Consider the following 17925-nt stretch of genomic DNA (forward strand, 5'->3'; position numbering starts at 1 on the left):
GGGAACGCATATACGAGTCCGGTCGGTAGGTGGAGGTATGAGCGACGACGCCCCGACAGCCGGGGGATGGTTCGCCGGCGTCGATCCGGACGACCTCGAGGCGGGTGCGACGGCGATTCGCGAGGAGAGACAGGCAACGCCTCGTGACTGGCCGACGCTCGCCGTCGGCTCCGGCTTCGCCGACGACGAGCGGGAGTACTACGACATCTTGAAAGAGGCGACGACGCGAGCCGCGGAGGCGGCCGTCTCCGAAGCCGAGCGAGCGGACGACCGCCAGCTCGTTCATGCCATTCGGGCGATGGACGACTGCGAACGCACCGCGAACGAGCTCGCGGAGCGACTCGCCGAGTGGGCTGGAACCGTCGACCCCGACGCCGGAACCGGCATCGAGTACGCCCGGGAACTGGCCGATGGGCACCGGGAACTCGATACCGACGATCGACGGATCGCCTCGCTGGCCGAACGAGTCGCCGACCTCGGCGACGATGCCGACGAGTTACGAGAGTTCGTCGAACGACGGACGCCGACCGTCGCCCCGAATCTGGCTTCCCTCGCGGGGCCCGTTCTCGCGGCGCGACTGATCTCGCTCGCCGGTGGCCTCGAGAACCTGGCGAAAAAGCCAAGCGGGACGATCCAGGTCCTCGGCGCGGAGGACGCGCTGTTCGCCCACCTGCGGGGGCACGCCCCCTCGCCCAAACACGGGATAATCTACGTTCACGACGCGGTTCGAGGGACCCACCCCGACGAACGGGGGTCGGCCGCTCGCGCACTCGCGGGCAAACTCGCGATCGCCGCACGGGTCGACCACTACTCCGGCGAGCGAAAGCCCGAACTCGAGGGGGAGCTGACCGACCGGATCGAGACGATCCAGGCGCGAACTGGGGGCGATACGGCGGAGGACGACATCGATCCCGGCGACGGGAGCGACGATGCCGACACCGACGCTCGCGGAGGTACCGATGAGTGACGGTTCGCTCCCGGTCGGCGTCGAGCGCCGCGAGTTCGACGGGACCGAACGTCTGGCTACCCGCGGCGAACCGGTCTACGGCGAACCGACGGACGGGGAGTGGCGCGCCTGGAACCCCCACCGGTCGAAACTCGGCGCGATGCTCGCCCTCGAGATGGAGACGGGGCTTTCCGGCGGCGAATCCGTGCTCTATCTCGGCGCTGCCAGCGGGACGACGGTGAGTCACGTCGCCGACTTCGCGGGACCGACTTACGCCGTCGAGTTCGCCCCGCGACCGACCAGGGATCTGCTCGAGGCTGGGGCCCCCCGTCCCCGCCTCTTCCCGTTGCTCGCGGACGCCCGCAAGCCGGAGACGTACGGTCACGTCGTCGAGTCGAACGTCGACGCCATCGTTCAGGACGTCGCGACGCGTGGACAGGCCCGGGTCGCCCTCGAGAACCGACGGTTTCTCGACGACGACGGTCGGTTGCTCCTCGCCGTCAAAGCTCGAAGCGAAGACGTCACCCGGGAGCCCGCGGGCGTCTTCGACGATGTGTGTGCAACCCTCGAGGATGGGTACGAACTGCTCGAGCAACGACGGCTCGAGCCCTATCACGAGGACCACCTGGGAATCGTCGCGCGGCCGCGGTGACGGCGGTCCGCGTTGCGGGGACGCGGATCCGGAACGTGATCGGACCGGTGGATCTATTACGAGAAGCATATATGGCTCTGTTTACGATAGTTCTGTATCCGAAATGAGGAGTGTACGTGACCGACGCGGATTCCTTCGCGGAGCCGCGACGGCCTGTGTCGTTGGGTTGGCGGGTTGTTTCGACGATCCGGACGACGGCGGTCCGGACGACGCCGTACTGGACGTCGAGCCGGGAGACCCCGACGAGAGCGACGACTGGCGGGCGTTCCAGTTCGACGCACAGAACACGGGTCGTGCACCCGGTCAGGGTCCAACGGAAGACGTCGAGGCGCGCTGGACGTTTCCGACCGACGGAGCCGTCTACAGCAGTCCGGCGGTCGTCGACGACGTCGTCTACGTCGGCAGCGACGACGGATCCGTGTACGCGATCGCGGCCGACGACGGCGAGGAACGCTGGCGCGTGGGGACCGGCGACTCGGTCTCGAGCAGTCCGGCGGTCGTCGACGAAACGGTGTACGTCGGCAGCGAGGACGGCTCAGTCTACGCGCTGTCGGCCGACGACGGCGAGCACCAGTGGGAGTTCGAAACGGATGGAATGGTCTCCGGGAGCCCGACCGTCGTCGACGACGTTGTCTACGTCGGGAGCACCGACAACAACCTCTACGCGCTGTCGGTCGACGACGGCGAGCACCAGTGGGAGTTCGAGATCGAGGATTCGGTACGCCACGGGTTCGAGACCGAGGGGTCGATACAGCGCGCACCCGCGGTCGACGACGGCACGGTCTACGTCGGCAGCGGCGACCAGTCGCTGTACGCGGTCGACGCCGATTCCGGCGAGCAACAGTGGGAGTTCGAGACCGACGACTGGATCCAGAGCAGACCGACGGTCGCGGACGGAGTCGTCTACGTCGGGAGTAACGACGACCACGTCTACTCGATCGACGCGGAGTCCGGCGAGGCCCGCTGGACGTTCCTGACGGAGGGATCGGTAACCGCGAGTCCGGCGGTCATCGGGAACGTCGTCTACGTCGGCAGCTTCGACAACAGTATGTACGCGCTCTCGAGCGAGGTCGCAGAACCCGACGACGGTGACGACGAACCGGGAGATCCGGAGACGTTTTACTGGTCCACGAGCGGTTTCCAGCAGATTCGATCCAGCGCGGCCGCCGTCGGCGATACGCTCTACGTCGGCAACGAGGACACCTACGTCTACGCACTCTCGGCGGAAGACGGGGAGACCAGGTGGCGGTTCTCGACCGACGGCGGGATCCCGAGTTCCCCAGCGGTCGTCGACGGCGTCGTCTACGTCGGCAGCAGGGACGGAAACGTCTACGCGCTCGAGGAGGCCTAACGCGGTCCGTCGTTCGGAATTATTGTCAGCCCGTTTTAAACGGTAAAAGAGCCTGCAGCGGCAGCTTCTGTCGTACGAACGGGTCCGAAGCGAACAGCCAGTATCGGGTCGGCCGCTCGCGGGGTTTCCGGGTCAGGCTGGTGGTCTCGAGTTGACCCACGGACCGTCTCGAACGCCACCCAACCATTCATTCATAGAACACCAGTAATTATATTATAATACAGAGTTATTGTTACGATGGGAACCGCTCGCCCCAGAAATGAGGACGCGGGGGCATGCGTATCGAAATGCCCCGGGTGTTACAGGCACCCGAGGCGAGTGGCTGCCCAAACGATCTCACGTTCGGTTGCCATGCTTTCGTTACCGCTACCGAGACAAAAAGGTCTCGCACGACAGGGAGGTATCGTTCCCGATCAGTTCCACATCCCGAATAGCGACTACTCCATCGGAAACCTCGAGGACCGACGCCGCAGTACTCGCCAGCTTCGGCGGCGTTCGCCGCGGTGTCGACGTCGTTGCCGATGGCGATGCTCACCCTCCCAGGACTCGAGTCGATCGATCGGCCCCTCGAGGCCGCGCCGATGAGTTCCGGACGCGAGGCCGCCGACGCGGGAAGCACCGACAGACTCGAGTGCGTCTGCGATCGCTGTGGCGATCCGGTTCGGGCGGATCGAGTGATCCGCATCTCGAGTGAACCCTGCCCCGAACTCGACGGACGCTATGCGGCCGTCACGAAGCCGTTCTGTCCCGACTGCGTCGCCGGTATCGGACTCCTCGAGTTCCATACGAACCCCCGAACGGGCGCGTAGAGAGAATCGAGACGGCGATCGCTCGAGCGAGTCCAATCCCCAGTCGGGATGTCCGGGCGCGCTTCAACCGGTGATCGTAACCGGTCGGTCGGCGGAGGTGACGATTTCCTGGGAGATACTCCCGAGAACGACTTTCTGGACGGCCGATCGCTTCCGACCACCCATGACGATGTCGTTGACGTTCAGGTCCGTCGCGTGAGTGAGGATTTGCTCCGAGACGTTGCCGCTGGCGGTGACGCGTTCGACGGGGACGCCCGCCTCCGCGAGTGTATCCGCGGCGGTCACTGCTGCGTCGAAGTCGGAGAATCCGCGCGTCGTGTGTTCTGATTCGACGTGGAGAATCGTGGCCGCGATAGCGTCCGGCGCGGTGGGGAGGGTGGCGACGTAGTTCGCCTGGCGTCGCGCTCGCTGTTCGTCGGCGTCGACCGGAACCAGCACCTGATACGTCTCACCAGCGGGACTATCGGTACTTCCGGTGATCGTCACCGGCCGATCGGCCGAGAGAACCACGTCCTGAACGATACTCCCGATGACGGCCATGGTGACCCCCGAGTGCTTTCGCCCGCCCATGACGATTTCGTGGATCTCTCGCTCGTCTGCCACCTCGACGATCCGTTGGGAGACCTTTCCCTGTTCGAGGGCACGGGTCACCGGAACCCCTTCGGCCTCGAGGTGTTCGACCGCCTCAACCGCCGCATCGTTCTCCGAGAATCTCCGTTGACGCCATTCCGGCGTCACGTGGAGGACGGTCGCTTCGATATCTGCTCCGGAGTTGGCGACGCGAGCGACGTGTTTCGCCTGATGCAGCGCACGACCCAGGTCCGTATCGACCGGAACGAGTATCCTGTACATCCTGCCCTAGCTATTTGTGAACAATTGGTATAGTTTTGCAGGTGCTTCGTGGGAGACGACGGCCGGTACCGATAGCGCTCACTCCGATATGGACCGGATACACGGCGGCCGGTTGACTTCCGATTCGTCGTGACCGACTTCCTTCGATCGGACAAACGCCGTCACGGCCGACAGTGTGGTACCTCCCAGCCGTGAGCCGTGTGTGTCCCCTCGAGGAAACGTTTCGCACCGACGAGGTCAGCGGGATAACCCGCGAGCGACCCAGAGCGCTCAGTTCAGTTCGGAGGTGAGCAGCCGACGGAGTACGAGGTGGAGGACGCCGCCGTTTTCGACGTACTCGACCGCCGCGGGCGTGTCGACCTGTGCGATCACGTCGAACTCGGTCGTCTCGCCGTCTTCGCGTTCGGCCGTGACGGTCAGTTCGGCGTTGGGCTCGAGGCCGTCCTCGAGGCCCTCGATGGTGTAGTGTTCGGAGCCGTCGAGGCCGAGTTCCTCCCAGCCCTCGCCCTCGGCGAACTGGAGCGGAAGGACGCCCATGCCGATGAGGTTGTCGCGATAGATGCGCTCGTAGCTCTTGCCGATGGTCGCGCGGATGCCGAGCAGATCGGTCCCCTTGGCCGCCCAGTCGCGACTCGAGCCGGTGCCGAGTTCGTCGCCGGCCATGACGACCAGCGGCGTTCCCTCCTCGCGGTAGCGTTCGGAGGCCTCGAAGACGGTAGTCTCCTCGTCCGTGGGGTGGTGGACGGTGTAGCCGCCCTGCTTGCCGTCGAGCATCTGATTTTCGATGCGGACGTTCGCGAAGGTGCCCCGCATCATCACCTCGTGGTTACCCCGTCGCGAGCCGTAGGTGTTGAACTCGTAGGGTTCGACGCCGCGTTCTTTCAGCCACTGTCCGGCGGGCAGGTCCTCGCCGAACGGACCGGCCGGGCTGATGTGGTCGGTCGTGACGGTGTCGCCCAGGGTCAACAGGGCGCGCGCGTCGTCGACGTTCTCGACGCCGGGTTTTTCGAGCGGGAAGTCCGTGAAAAACGGCGGCTCGCGGATGTACGTCGACTCGGAGTCCCAGTCGTAGACGTCGCCCGACGGTGCGTCGAGGGACTCCCAGCGTTCGTCGCCCTCGAAGACGCTCGCGTACTTCTCCTCGAACATCTCGGGCGAGACGCTCTCGTGGATCGTCTCGCGGACCTCCTCGGCGTCCGGCCAGACGTCCTCGAGGTAGACCGGCTCACCGTCGTCGTCCGTTCCAAGCGGCTCGTTCTCGAGGTCGACGTCCATCTTGCCGGCGAGGCCGTAGGCGACGACCAGCGGCGGGCTCGCGAGGTAGTTGGCGGTGATCTTCGGGTGGATCCGCGCTTCGAAGTTGCGGTTGCCCGAGAGCACGCTGGTCGTCCAGAGGTCGTGCTCGTCGATGGCCGCCTCGATCGGTTCGGCGAGCGGACCCGTGTTACCGATGCAGGTCGTACAGCCGTAGCCGACGACGTGGTAGCCAAGCTCCTCTAGGTCCTCGAGCAGTCCCGAGGCCTCGAGGTACTCCGTGACGACGCGGCTGCCGGGGGCGAGGCTCGTCTTGACGTATTCGGGCACCTCGAGTCCCTTCTCTGCGGCGTTGCGCGCGAGCAGCCCCGCGGCGACCATCACCGACGGGTTCGACGTGTTCGTACAGCTCGTGATCGCGCTGACGAGGACGCTGCCGTGGCCGATCTCGACCTCGGTGCCGTCCTCGAGTTCGACGGGAACCTTCTCGTCGAGGTCGAGTCCCCTGTCGGCGACGAGCGCTCCGTCGCCCGCGTCGACGTCCGAACCGGCCGCAGTTCCGTCGCCGTCGACGACGCCCTGCTCCTCTAACAGCGCCGGGAAGTGTTCGTCCAGGTCGCCCATCGGGATGCGCGAGTGGGGCTTCTTGTGACCGGCGAGGCTGGCCTCGACGTCGCCGAGGTCGAACTCGACGACATCGGTGTACTCGGGTTCCTGCTCGCCGAACAGGCCCTGGGCCTCGAGGTACTCGCGGACCAGTTCGATGTGGTCCGGTTCGCGGCCGGTCAACTCGAGGTACTCGAGGGTCTTCTCGTCGACGGGGAACATGCTGATCGTCGATCCCTGTTCGGGAGCCATGTTCGAGATGGTGGCTCGGTCGGCGACCGAGAGCTTCGAGACGCCGGGGCCGAAGAACTCGACGAACTTGTCGACGACGCCGACCTCGCGGAGGCGCTCGGTGATGTGGAGCACGAGGTCGGTCGCGGTCACGCCCTCGGGGAGGTCGCCGGTCAGCCTGACGCCGACGACTTCGGGCAGCGACATGGTGATCGGCTGGCCGAGCAGCGCCGCTTCGGCCTCGATGCCGCCGACGCCCCAGCCGACGACGCCGATGCCGCCGATCATCGGGGTGTGGCTGTCCGTGCCGACGAGCGTGTCCGGAAGCAGCCACTGCTCGCCGTCGACCTCGCGGTCGTGGACGACCCGTCCCAGGTGTTCGAGGTTGACCTGGTGGACGATCCCCGTCCCCGGCGGGACGACGTTGAACTCGTCGAACGCCTGCTGGGCCCACTTGATCGCGCGGTAGCGCTCCTCGTTTCGCTCGTACTCGAGTTCGACGTTCTGTTCGTAGGCGTCGTCGCTGCCGAAGTGGTCGACCTGCACGCTGTGGTCGATCACGAGGTCACACGGCACCTCGGGTTCGACGGCCGACGGATCGACGCCCTTTCGCTCGGCGGCCGACCGGAGCGCCGCCAGGTCGACGACCGCGGGAACGCCGGTCAGATCCTGCAAGACGACCCGCGAGACGGTAAAGGGAACTTCGACGTCGGGAACGTCCGGCTCCCAGGACGCGGCGTTTCGGACGTCCTCGGCGTCGATCATCTCGCCGTCGGCGTTTCGCAACACCGACTCGAGGAGAATCCGAATGCTCACCGGGAGCGAGTCGAGATCACAGAGTCCCCGTTCCTCGAGCACCGTAAGATCCGCCATCCGATACGATTCGCCGTCGTGTTCGAACTCCCGGATCGCCTCCGAGAACTCATCGGTTACCATACGGCGAGTTAGAAGTCACACCATTTGAATGCCTCGAGATTCCGCCGTAGCGTCCCACGTACCTCCCGCATTTGGCGGGTTCGGTAGATAGTATCTACCGCGGTATCGTCTCGAGCAGGCGAAACCGCCACTCCCGTCTCAGGAGTGAGGACTCCCCTCGGCCGACAGCACGGCGGCAGGTGTGACTCCCTCGAGGGTTACGCCCGCCGGTCGTACTCGACGAACGCGAACCCGTCTCGCTCGTCTCGAGAGACCTCGCGCCACCCCTCGCGGTCCCAGTCCGGAAACGACGTGTCGCCGTCTGGATCGACGTGTACTTCGGTGACGATCAGTCGATCGAGAGCGGGCAAGAACTGTTCGTAGATGGTCGCTCCGCCGGCGACGAAGATCCGATCCACGTCGTCGTGGCGCGCTCGAGCGGCGCGGTCTGCTGCGTCGAGAGCTTCGGCAAGCCCGTTCGCGACCGCGGCGTTTTCCGGGGTCTCGAGGTCCCGTGAGGTCAGGACGATCGTCGTCCGTCCGGGAAGCGGTTCTCCGAGCGCCTCGAGAATGCCCTCGTAGGTCACTCGCCCCATGACGACCGGATGGTCCATCGTCGTCTCCTTGAAGTGAGCCAGATCCTCTGGGAGGTGCCAGGGCATCTCGCCGTCGTCCCCGATGGTCCCGTCGTCGGCGACGGCGACGATCCCGACGAGTTCCCGGTCGGTCTCGAGGGCCGCGTCCGGGTCCGGGCGGTTCGTCGACCGGTCCGTCATTCGGCCACCGAGAACGAGATTCCCTCGTGAGACTGGTACTCCCGCAGCCTGACGTCGTTCGCGGTCAGTTCGTCGATCGAAACGTCGGCTACCTCGAGCGTCGGCCGCTCGAGCGGGTCCCGAGAGAGCTGTTCGAGCAGCCCGGGGACGTGATCGAGCCGTTCGTCGCCGTCGGCCTCTGCGGGCGCTTCGGCCTCGAGCCACTCTCGGACGTCCAGGTACTCCGAGGGGTCGTCGACCGCCGCCAGCCGGGACTGAAGCGACTCGAGGTTGTCGGCGTACCACTCGCCGCGGTCGCCCCGCCCGCAGTAGACGTGCGCGTCGACGACCGTGTGGGCGAACGTTCCGGGAACCAGGTCGGTCTGTTGGGCGACGACTTTCGTCAAAAGCGCGTACGCGGCGATGTTGAACGGGATCCCGAGTGCGATGTCGCCCGAGCGCTGGGTGAGGTGACAGTTGAGTCGATCGCCCTGAACGTTGAAGACGAACGAGTAGTGACACGGTGGCAGCGTCGAGACGGCCGCGTTCGCGGGGTGCCAGGCGTTGACGACGAGTCGCCGCGAGGTCGGCGAATCCGACAGCGTGTCGATCACGTACTGGAGTTGATCGAACGTGCGCCGGCCGTCGGCCTCTTCGGTGACCCACCGCCCGCTTTCGTCGGGCCAGGATTCGCCCTCGAGTTGCGAATCGCCCTGTGGAATCGGGTACCGTCGCCAGAACCGACCGTACGCGGTGTCGAGCCGTCCCTCGTCGTCGGCCCACGCGTCCCAGATCTTCGTCTCCTCCTGGAGGTTCCGAACGTGTTCTTCCCCGGAGAGGTACCAGCAGACCTCGTGGATCATCGAGTTCCAGCGGTAGCCGTCCATCTTCTTCGTCGTGAGCAGCGGATACCCCTCCGCGAGGTCGACCTCGTAGTGTTCGCTGAACGACGAAATCGTGTCGACGCCGGTCCGATTGGGTTTGTAGGTGCCCCCAGAGAGTGCGCTATCGACGAGCTCGAGATACTGTTGCATTGGCGCGCTATTCGAAGTCCCGAACTAAAATATTGCCCCTCGCAATCGTTCGGTCCGGGCGTATACTGTCGGACAGAACTATTCGACGATCGGTCGCACCCCTGCGACCGTCACCGATGGCGACGGCCGCGAATTCGCGACCGCCTTCTCACTGACTTCTGTCCGACAGTATCACCATCACGGGTATGCACGAATACGCATATCCGAAAGTCGAAAAAGGACAACATTTACACCAACGTGTGTTCGGTACTCAATTATGAGAGAAATCGTACTGCTGATCGGCGGTGGTGGACGCGAACACGCCATCGCGCGCACACTCGAGGACAGCGAGGCCGACCTCTATGCCTGTGCCGGGAACCGAAATCCCGGCATCGCTCGAATCGCCGTCGGATTCGAATCCCTCGAGACGACCGATCCCGACGCGGTCGTCGAGTACGCCGAGGACGTCGGCGCGACGATCGCCGTCATCGGCCCCGAAGCACCCCTCGAGGCCGGCGTCGCGGACGCGCTCGAAGCGGCCGGCGTCTACGCGTTCGGGCCGAAAGAGACCGACGCACGGATCGAGACGGACAAAGCGTTCCAGCGCCGGTTCATGGCCGAAAACGACGTCCCGGGCTGTCCGGACTTCGAGACGTTCGAGGATACCGAGGCAGCCTGCGAGTTCGTCGACGAGTACGACGGCGACCTCGCGATCAAGCCCGCCGGACTCACCGGCGGAAAGGGCGTGAAAGTTATCGGCGATCAGGTCACTGCCGAGGAGGGCAAAGAGTACATCCGCGAATCTGACTACGACCGGATCGTCTTAGAGGAGCGACTGATCGGCGAGGAGTTCACGATCCAAGCGTTCGTCGCCAACGGCGAGTTCGAGACTGCGCCCGCAGTCCAGGACCACAAACGGGCCTACGAGGGCGACGAGGGGCCGAACACGGGCGGTATGGGGAGTTACTCCGACGCGACGAACGAGTTGCCGTTCATGACCAGCGAGGACTACGACGAGGCCGTCTCGATCATCGAGGCGACCGTCGACGCGCTCGAGGACTACCGGGGCATCCTCTACGGCCAGTTCATGCTTACGGCGGAAGGCCCCAGGGTCGTCGAGTTCAACGCCCGCTTTGGCGACCCCGAGGCGATGAATACGCTTCCCGTCCTCGAGACGGACTTCCTCGACGTCCTCGTCGCCGCCCGCGACGGCGAGGGGCCGCCTGAACTCGAGTTCGCCGATCAGGCCACCGTCTGCAAGTACGCCGTCCCCGAGGGGTATCCGACGGATCCCGAAGCGGGAGCGAAGGTCCGGGTCGACGAAGAAAGCGCGGGTGACGCCTTGCTCTACTACGCCAGCGTCGACGAGCGCGACGACGGCATCTACACGACGACCTCGCGCTCGTTCGCCGTCGTCGGTATCGCAGACTCGATCACCGAGGCCGAGGAAATCGCAGAGGACGCGCTCGCGGTCGCCGGCGACGACGGATTGCACATGCGCCACGACATCGGGAAACCGGATCTCGTCCAGCGGCGGATCGACCACGTCGAGGAACTGCGCGGGAACTGAGGCGGTCTATCGTACCGGGTTACCGGCGGGACTGCAGACGGGTCGCGGTCCCACCGACGAGGACGGGCAATGGTCCGTACGAACGGCCGAGTTCGCGTTACGCCGCCCCGTCGTCTTCGTCGGCGAACTCGTCCGTCTCGTCGTCCACCGACGACCGAACGTCGTCGAGGTCGACGCCCTCCCGGAGTTGGTCGGGATCGATCGCATCCTCGAGCGTGCCGACGTCGGTCACCGCCTCGAGCCCCCGTTCGTCGACGGCGGCTTCGATCGACTCGGCGTCGACGGCCGACGCGATCGATCCGTCGTCCGCCTCGGTGGCCGAGCGGAGTGCGCGTTTGACGGCGACGACCCCGAGGAGGGCGACACCGCCCGAGGCAACCGCTCCCGGAACGCCGTATCGTTTGTAGCCGATCGTCGCCGCTTTCTTGCCGATGGTGTAGGCTCCGATCATCGTACGTCCGGTTGAATCGGTAGTGGGAAGAGGTCGCGGCTTTCGTGTGAGACCCCGTCGGGTAACCGGTAGCGTCTCGGCGGCGACACCGGTCCGTACACTCGCGACTGACTCACCCGGTCCGTACACTCGGGGGCGGCTCCACGGGTCCCATCACTCGAGGGCGGCCGACGCGTCCTCGATGGCCTCGCACAACAGCTCCACGCCGAGGTCGATTTCGCGCTCGGTGACGTCGAGCGGCGGGAGTAGCCGCAGCGTTTTGTGCCCGCAGCCAAGCGTCAGCAGGCCGCGTTCGAACGCCGCTCGAACGACGGCCTCGCGACGATCCGCCGCGTCGAACTCGAGGGCGAGCATCAGTCCGCGGCCGCGGACGTCGACGACCGCATCCGTTTCGGACTCGACCTCTGAAAGACGCTCTCGGAGCTGTTTCCCGCGTTCGCGGACGTTCTCGAGTACGCTTTGCTCGCGGATCGCGTCGATCGTGAGCGCGCCCTGCATCGAGGCGACGATATCGCCGGCCCCCCAGGTCGAGGAGAGCCGTCCCGTCTCCTCGGGGAAGACGTCGGATCGCGAGATGGTCGCGCCGACGCGAAGCCCTTTCCCGCTCGCGATGACGTCCGGCGTGAGATCCAGGTGGTCGACGGCCCACAGTTCGCCCGTCCGGCCCAGGCCCGACTGGATCTCGTCGGCGATCACCCGCAGATCGTACCGCTCGCGTAGCGCCTCGAGGTCGCGGGCGAACTCGGAATCCGCGACGCGGTAGCCGCCCTCGCCCTGTATCGGCTCGAGGACGAGAAAGGCCACCTCGTCGGGATCGATCACACCCTGCTCGGGGTGAAGTCTGTCAGCGACGACGTTGCCGCCCGGTCCGTCGGTCTTCCATCGGGTTTCGTACGCTTCCCGGCTCGAGGGATAGGGGACGGAGATTACCCCGGGGAGTTCGGGGAAACCCTGGCGGTGGACGGTTTTCGATCGGTTGAGCGAGAGCGCACCGAGCGTCCGGCCGTGGAAGGCCCCTTCGAACGTGAACGCGCGGTGGCCGCCGCGAGCGTAGCAGATCTTCATCGCGTTCTCGATGGCTTCCGCCCCGGAGTTCGAGAGGAAGACGCGGTCCATGCCGTAGTGACTCGTCAGGTCGGCGAGTCGATCCATCAGCTGTGACGGTCCCGGAAACGCGGCGTCGCTTCGCGGGTCGGACCCGCCGGGGCTGACGTAGAAATCCTGTCCGGCGATCTTCAGCGGGTCGACGAGATCGAACGCCTCGAGTTTCTCCCGGAGCTGTGGGTTGTTGTATCCAAGCGGCGCGGCGGCGACGTGGCTCGTAAAATCGAGCAACACGTTGCCGTCGACATCGGTACAGAACGGCCCGATCGCGTTCGCGCCGGTATCCCAGACGAATTCGTAGACGTACGTGCTGGGGGCGGCAAACTCGTGGTGGTAATCGACCCACCGTTTCGCGCGCTCACCTGGAATCGTCTCGACCTCGGGTTCGACCGTCTCTCGATCCATAGGTCGTCTTCGAGACAGGTCGGTAAAAGTGTCCGACCGACCGCCGGTCAGATGACGACGAGGATCGACGCAACTGCGCCGCCGAGTAACAAAATCACGCTGTAGACGGCGACCTGATTGCGAAGGACGCGATTCGACGACGTGGCGGTCAACATCGCCTTGACGACGATACTCGAGACCGTAGCCAGGAGGATGGCGATCGTCGCCTCCGCCGGCTCGAGTTGGCCACCGCGGTAGAGGACGACCGCGGAGGTCGTCGCGCCGGCACTCGAGACGAAGCCGCTCGCGACGGCGGTCGCGTAGAAGCCGAGGGTGCCGAACCAGCTTTCGGCGAGCGAACCGAACACGAGGACGGCGAGGAAGACGGCACCGAACGCGAGCGCGTTCTTCATCGAGAACGGGTTCTCGAGTTCCATCGGACCGGATTCGTGCCAGTCGGCAGTCAGCCCGGCGATGACGAACGCGAGGACGATGACCGCACCGAGCGGAGCGATCGCCTCGACGAGGAGTGCGGTGTCGCCGCCGACGGTGAACCCGATGGCGATCGCGAGGTTTCGGGCGGCCATCGCGGCGTTCGCGAGCAAAATTGCGGCCACGGCGTAGGACGCGGCCGCGGGACGCTGTCGGACGTGATCGAGCATCGTTCCGACGACGGCGGTCGACGAGGCTAGTCCGCCGAAAAAGCCGGTGACGGCGATCCCCCGGCCGCCGTAGGTCGAGACGATCGCGTAGTTGACGATACCGATCCCCGCGACGGCGACGACCATGAGCCAGATGACCTGCGGTTCGATCGGGACGGACACTACGCCGAGATCCAGATTCGCCTCGGCAGGCAACAGCGGATAGACGACGAACGCGAGAATCGCGAACTCGGTCGTCGAGCGCATCTCTTCCCGGGAGAGCCCCCAGGCGAACTCGTGTAACTCCCGTTTCAACACGAGCAGTAGCGACGAGAGTACCGCGACCGTCACTCCCTCAATGATAAAGCCGGCGGCGACCAGCGCGCCGATACCGTAGGCGACGAGCATCGACACGGACGTCGTCAACGAGAGGCCGGCGTCGTCCTCGCCGAGTAGTCCCTTTACGGCCAGCAACACCCCCTGAACGATTACGAGCAATCCACCGAGTACCAACAGCCCTTCGCCGACGTCCGTCTCGAGGGCCAGAAGCGTGAACACGGCCGCGAGCAAGCTGATCAACGAGAACGTTCGGATTCCCGCGGACTTCTGGGACCACTCGCGCTCGAGGCCGAGAAACATCCCGAGCGCGCCGGCCAGCGCGATACGGACGACTCTCTCGTCCAGGGGTCCGTTTCCGACCTGCAGTACGGCCTCATCCACTCGGTACTGTTCCACGTGAGAACACATAAGAGACGCGCAGGCGCGAGTACGGGGACGCTCACGCGCAAGCACGAGTTTGGGGACTCAGGCACGGGTGAACGCGCAAGCACGAGTACGGGGACCCTCAGGCACGAGTATGGGGATGCGCAGACACGGGTACGCCGGACCGATACTGACAGTTACCGGACGAGCCTACGACCCGGCCGCGCTCGCACGGCACTGGCAGGGAGTCGCGTCGGAAATCGATGAACTCGACGAGACTCCCTCTGGTCGACAGCAGGCCGTCTCAGACGACCGTCTCACGGAGGCCGCCGCCGACCCCACGAGCAGTGTCACCGTCGTGAGCGCCGGTCGTACGGGTTACTGTACGTCGTTCCCGAAGACCGCGGGCGGCACCCGGTCGCTCCGGTACACAGTGACAGTAATCCGTATCAGAGTTCGACGTACTTCGCTTCCCACTCCCGTCGGGCCTCGAGTTCGCGCCGGCCTCGCCGCGTGAGGGTGTAGAAGTTCGTTCGGCGGTCTCGACGCCCTTTCTCGACGAGGCCTTTGTCGACGAGCGTATCGAGGTTCGGATACAGTCGTCCGTGATGAATCTCTTTCTCGTAGTACTCTTCGAGTTCCTCTTTGATTGCCAGTCCGTGGGGTTCCTCCTCGCCAGCGATGACGTAGAGCAAGTCACGCTGAAATCCTGTCAAGTCGTACATTGGGAAAGTACCACTCGTACTTACTGTCGAATTTTAATAAGGCTATCGGGTTGTTACGAGCGAAACCGGAGAATTACCGGTGAGGAAAGGATGTCCGGTTCAGGACGAATGATAACTCCTATGAGGGGTAGAACGGCTGAGCATACCTAACGTCTGGTTCATGTCTTCAGTGAGGTGATTTTGTATCTGTATACTTATATTCGGAGTGAAACAGTCTGTACTGTCGAAACTCGAGAGTACTCGATTTGAGTTACGTAAACAGGAAAGCAGATCGCGTGACGGAAAAAACGTCACGCGATCGCTTGCCGCCCTGAATTGGTCCCCGCTGACGCTTCGGCCCTCCAAGCGAAGCGTCACCTGAAAGAATTCGCTGGCCCTACTTAAAGGTAACGACACAACCCTGAGTCGTGATATGTTTCTGACCGACCAGCGTTTAAATGTGTTCCTCCTCCAGCACCCAGCCAATCGCGCGCTTGTAGTACGTGAACATCTCCTCGACGCCGTCGTGTCGCATCTCCTCGCTTTCGAGGTGTTCTTTGAGAAACTCGTACTGCTCGCGGATCTCCTCTTCGTCGCGCATACCACCAGCTAGTCTCCGAACGACAAAAACTCGGGGGGGATCCTATCGTCACAATTGAAGCGATTTGCACACCGATCGCACGACGCTTGTGCGATCGGGTGTGCAGTGACTACTACTATAACGGGGAGGACGAACCCGGCGGCCCGAAACAACGGCAGGACGGCTCGAGGTCTGTAGCGGCTCGAGATTCATAGCCGAAACCAACACTCAACACGTTCCGCCGACGTCTTCCCGCGTCTCACCGTCGACCGTGCTCCCGTCGCTGGTCACCTCTCCGGTGACGCTGATCACGTCACCCGACACCGTCGACCCGTCGAGGGAGATATCTCCGTAAGAACAGACGTCCCCACTGACGGTCGCATCCGCGACGTGGACGCTCTCGACACCGACGACGGAACCGGCCACGTTCCACCCGTCGATATCGACGGAACCGCCGGCCTCGAGGTCACCCGAGATCTGAGACGAAATCACCGATACGTCTTCGACTGCGTGGACGTGGCCAGTGACCGACGCTTCGACGACGTCGACCGATCCGGTCGCGTATACGCTCGAGGACCTGTCTTCGTCGATCGTCGCGTCGCCAGCGGCCCAGTTCTCTATGGCGAGGGCGAACCCGTGTTCGCGGTCGCCGTCGTACATCGTCACCCCGAGTTCGCTGTTTCGTACGTCGACCCGATCGCCCCGGCCGCCGCCGCCCGGATCGTCCTCGAATTCCGCGAGAGTGACGTCCGTCGTTTCGTTCGGCTCGAGAGTGGCTGTCTCGTCGAGTTCATTCCGTTCGCCGTTGATTTCGATTGCATCGGTCGGCCCGTCCCCCGACTCCAGATGGCCACCCGTGGAGAAATTCACCTCGGGTCCGCTCGGATCGTTCACCTGGACCGCATCCGACGTCGTCGAATCGAGCGATACTCCGTCGATTTCGGCGGTCTCCCCGCCGACGTTGCGAATCGTGAATACGACCTCGCTGTGGTCGTCGCCGGCCGTCCACGGGGATCCGACGAGCTCGAGGGAAGGCGGTTCGTCTCCTCCATCGCCATCGTCTCCGTCATCCTCGTCGTCTTCGTCGATTTCGAACGTCGCCGTTCCACGGACCGGCGCTTCGATCCCCCGCGTGTCTCGTGCGCCGACGCTCACCGTGTACTCCTCGCCAGTATCCAGTCCGTCCGTGGGGATGGAGACGTTACGGTCGTCGACGTCGCTCGTCGAATCGGTCAGATCGACGTCGCCGGCGAGCGATTCGCCCTCGATCAGCCAGTCGGCCTCGACGAGCGCCACGCCGCCACGGAGGTCGTTCGGCTGACCGCGGTTGTCGATCGTCATCTCGATCTCGAGGTCGTCCCCGTAGTCGACTTCGCTGTCGTTTATCTCGACCTCGACTCGAGGCCCGGGGAGACGGTCGTCGCCGCTTCCGCCGCCGGTCGATCGCTCGATCTCACCGAACTCGTTTCCGGGATCGTCGCCGTCGCCGACGACCGCTCTCGCGACGTGCAGGTCGTACTCGTCGTTCCCGAGTTCGATCGCGAGTTCGCCGGTTGCGTCGTCGTACCCCGCGACTGTGACGGTCTCGTCGTCCTCGAACGTCTCGTTCCAGGCCGACGGCGTCTCCGTGGGGACCGTGATTCTGATCGGATCGCCCGTCCGCTCGATCGGGACCGGTGCGGTCGGCCCGTCGACGATCGGATCGACCGTAACCGATCCGCTCGAGGTCGACGAGAGGGTTCCGTCGATCAGAACGATCGTGATCGCGTCGTCGGTGACGAGACGCTGATCCGTCCCCGGCAGGACGACCGCCGTCTCCCCGAACTCGTTGAACGCGAGTGAGTGTTCGATTCGCGTGGTCGGGGCGGACCGATACTCGTTGTAGCCGGGTTCGTACGATAGCGTTCTGGTTTCGTGGGGGCCGAGCAATCGGTTCGCCAACTCGGCTTCGTCGTAGACCCCGACCGGTTCGGTCACCTGTGCGTTTTCGATCTCGAGCGTTCCCGGATCGCTCGTCTCGAGGGTACCAGTCGGGTTCGGGGGATTGGTCGCGAGCGATCTCGACGGGTACTGGGTACCGAGCGTGACGGCCGTCGGCTGTGAATCGCCGCTGGTTCCCGCCGTTCGAATCGCGTTTCGAAGCTCCTGCATTTCGTCGTGGACCGCCCGATTGTGATCGATCTCGACGGCCTCGTTTTCGACGGGGACGGCGTTGACCTGGTAAAGCGCCAGGGCCGAAAAGAGGATCGCGAGCAGCAAAACGGCCCCGATCTGGACCGTAACGGCCCGCTCGTCCCCGCCACGTACCATGCAATCGAATACTCGTACCGACGTATACGTCTGCTGGCCGGCGTGTCTCCGACCGACGGTCGTCTGACGACCGATCGAACTCCCACCCGACCGCT

15 protein-coding genes are annotated in these 17925 nt (G+C 64.6%); 5 read left to right on the forward strand and 10 right to left on the reverse strand.

The annotated features are described in order from the left end of the window. The first annotated feature begins 37 nt into the window (after positions 1-37). The 4 genes from EA473_RS00320 to EA473_RS00335 all read left to right on the forward strand — a co-directional run bounded on the left by EA473_RS00320 (position 38) and on the right by EA473_RS00335 (position 3758). On the forward strand, positions 38-967 hold the full coding sequence (locus tag EA473_RS00320; RefSeq protein WP_124193680.1) for an NOP5/NOP56 family protein: 930 nt from the start codon (positions 38-40) through the stop codon (positions 965-967). Beyond that, positions 960-1598 carry a fibrillarin-like rRNA/tRNA 2'-O-methyltransferase gene (locus EA473_RS00325; protein ID WP_207890130.1) on the forward strand — a complete coding sequence of 213 codons (639 nt, stop codon included), beginning with the start codon at positions 960-962 and terminating at the stop codon, positions 1596-1598. Before EA473_RS00320 ends, EA473_RS00325 begins: the two co-directional genes overlap by 8 nt. Before the next feature lie 103 nt (positions 1599-1701). Beyond that, positions 1702-2949, forward strand: coding sequence for an outer membrane protein assembly factor BamB family protein (locus tag EA473_RS00330; RefSeq protein ID WP_124193682.1), 1248 nt, complete (start codon positions 1702-1704; stop codon positions 2947-2949). 521 nt (positions 2950-3470) lie between these two features. Further along, positions 3471-3758 carry a hypothetical protein gene (locus EA473_RS00335; RefSeq protein ID WP_124193683.1) on the forward strand — a complete coding sequence of 96 codons (288 nt, stop codon included), beginning with the start codon at positions 3471-3473 and terminating at the stop codon, positions 3756-3758. Between the two features lie 63 nt (positions 3759-3821). Here EA473_RS00335 and EA473_RS00340 read toward each other — a convergent pair whose 3' ends face one another. From EA473_RS00340 to thyA, 4 genes are all read right to left on the reverse strand, one after another. Further along, complete coding sequence (locus EA473_RS00340; protein ID WP_124193684.1) at positions 3822-4610, reverse strand: universal stress protein; 789 nt, start codon at positions 4608-4610, stop codon at positions 3822-3824. Between the two features lie 270 nt (positions 4611-4880). After that, complete coding sequence (acnA, locus tag EA473_RS00345; protein ID WP_124193685.1) at positions 4881-7637, reverse strand: aconitate hydratase AcnA; 2757 nt, start codon at positions 7635-7637, stop codon at positions 4881-4883. Between the two features lie 197 nt (positions 7638-7834). Beyond that, positions 7835-8392 carry a dihydrofolate reductase gene (locus tag EA473_RS00350; RefSeq protein WP_124193686.1) on the reverse strand — a complete coding sequence of 186 codons (558 nt, stop codon included), beginning with the start codon at positions 8390-8392 and terminating at the stop codon, positions 7835-7837. Continuing rightward, positions 8389-9405, reverse strand: a complete 1017-nt coding sequence (thyA, locus tag EA473_RS00355; protein ID WP_124193687.1) for a thymidylate synthase — start codon at positions 9403-9405, stop codon at positions 8389-8391. The genes EA473_RS00350 and thyA overlap by 4 nt, the downstream gene beginning before the upstream one ends. A gap of 256 nt (positions 9406-9661) precedes the next feature. Between thyA and purD the strand changes: the two genes are divergently transcribed. Beyond that, on the forward strand, positions 9662-10954 hold the full coding sequence (gene purD, locus EA473_RS00360; protein WP_124193688.1) for a phosphoribosylamine--glycine ligase: 1293 nt from the start codon (positions 9662-9664) through the stop codon (positions 10952-10954). Positions 10955-11051: 97 nt separating this feature from the next. Here purD and EA473_RS00365 read toward each other — a convergent pair whose 3' ends face one another. The 6 genes from EA473_RS00365 to EA473_RS00385 form a co-directional block, all read right to left on the reverse strand. Next, a complete protein-coding gene (locus EA473_RS00365; RefSeq protein ID WP_124193689.1) occupies positions 11052-11405 on the reverse strand; it encodes a hypothetical protein in 354 nt (117 codons plus the stop codon). A gap of 153 nt (positions 11406-11558) precedes the next feature. Continuing rightward, entirely contained in the window at positions 11559-12914 is a 1356-nt protein-coding gene (locus EA473_RS00370) for an aminotransferase class III-fold pyridoxal phosphate-dependent enzyme (protein WP_124193690.1), read from the reverse strand. Between the two features lie 47 nt (positions 12915-12961). Beyond that, the gene (locus tag EA473_RS00375; protein ID WP_124193691.1) at positions 12962-14254 is read right to left on the reverse strand and encodes an MgtC/SapB family protein; all 1293 of its coding nucleotides are present in this window, start codon (positions 14252-14254) and stop codon (positions 12962-12964) included. Positions 14255-14685: 431 nt separating this feature from the next. Further along, positions 14686-14961 carry a PadR family transcriptional regulator gene (locus EA473_RS00380; RefSeq protein ID WP_124193692.1) on the reverse strand — a complete coding sequence of 92 codons (276 nt, stop codon included), beginning with the start codon at positions 14959-14961 and terminating at the stop codon, positions 14686-14688. 433 nt (positions 14962-15394) lie between these two features. Continuing rightward, entirely contained in the window at positions 15395-15541 is a 147-nt protein-coding gene (locus EA473_RS22040) for a hypothetical protein (RefSeq protein ID WP_165875166.1), read from the reverse strand. A 207-nt stretch (positions 15542-15748) separates the two neighbouring features. Next, a complete protein-coding gene (locus EA473_RS00385) occupies positions 15749-17830 on the reverse strand; it encodes a hypothetical protein (RefSeq protein WP_124193693.1) in 2082 nt (693 codons plus the stop codon). Between the last annotated feature and the right edge of the window lie 95 nt (positions 17831-17925).

Origin of the sequence: Natrarchaeobius chitinivorans, from assembly GCF_003841505.1 — an archaeon.
In the GTDB taxonomy this organism is placed as follows: Archaea; Halobacteriota; Halobacteria; order Halobacteriales; family Natrialbaceae; genus Natrarchaeobius; species Natrarchaeobius chitinivorans.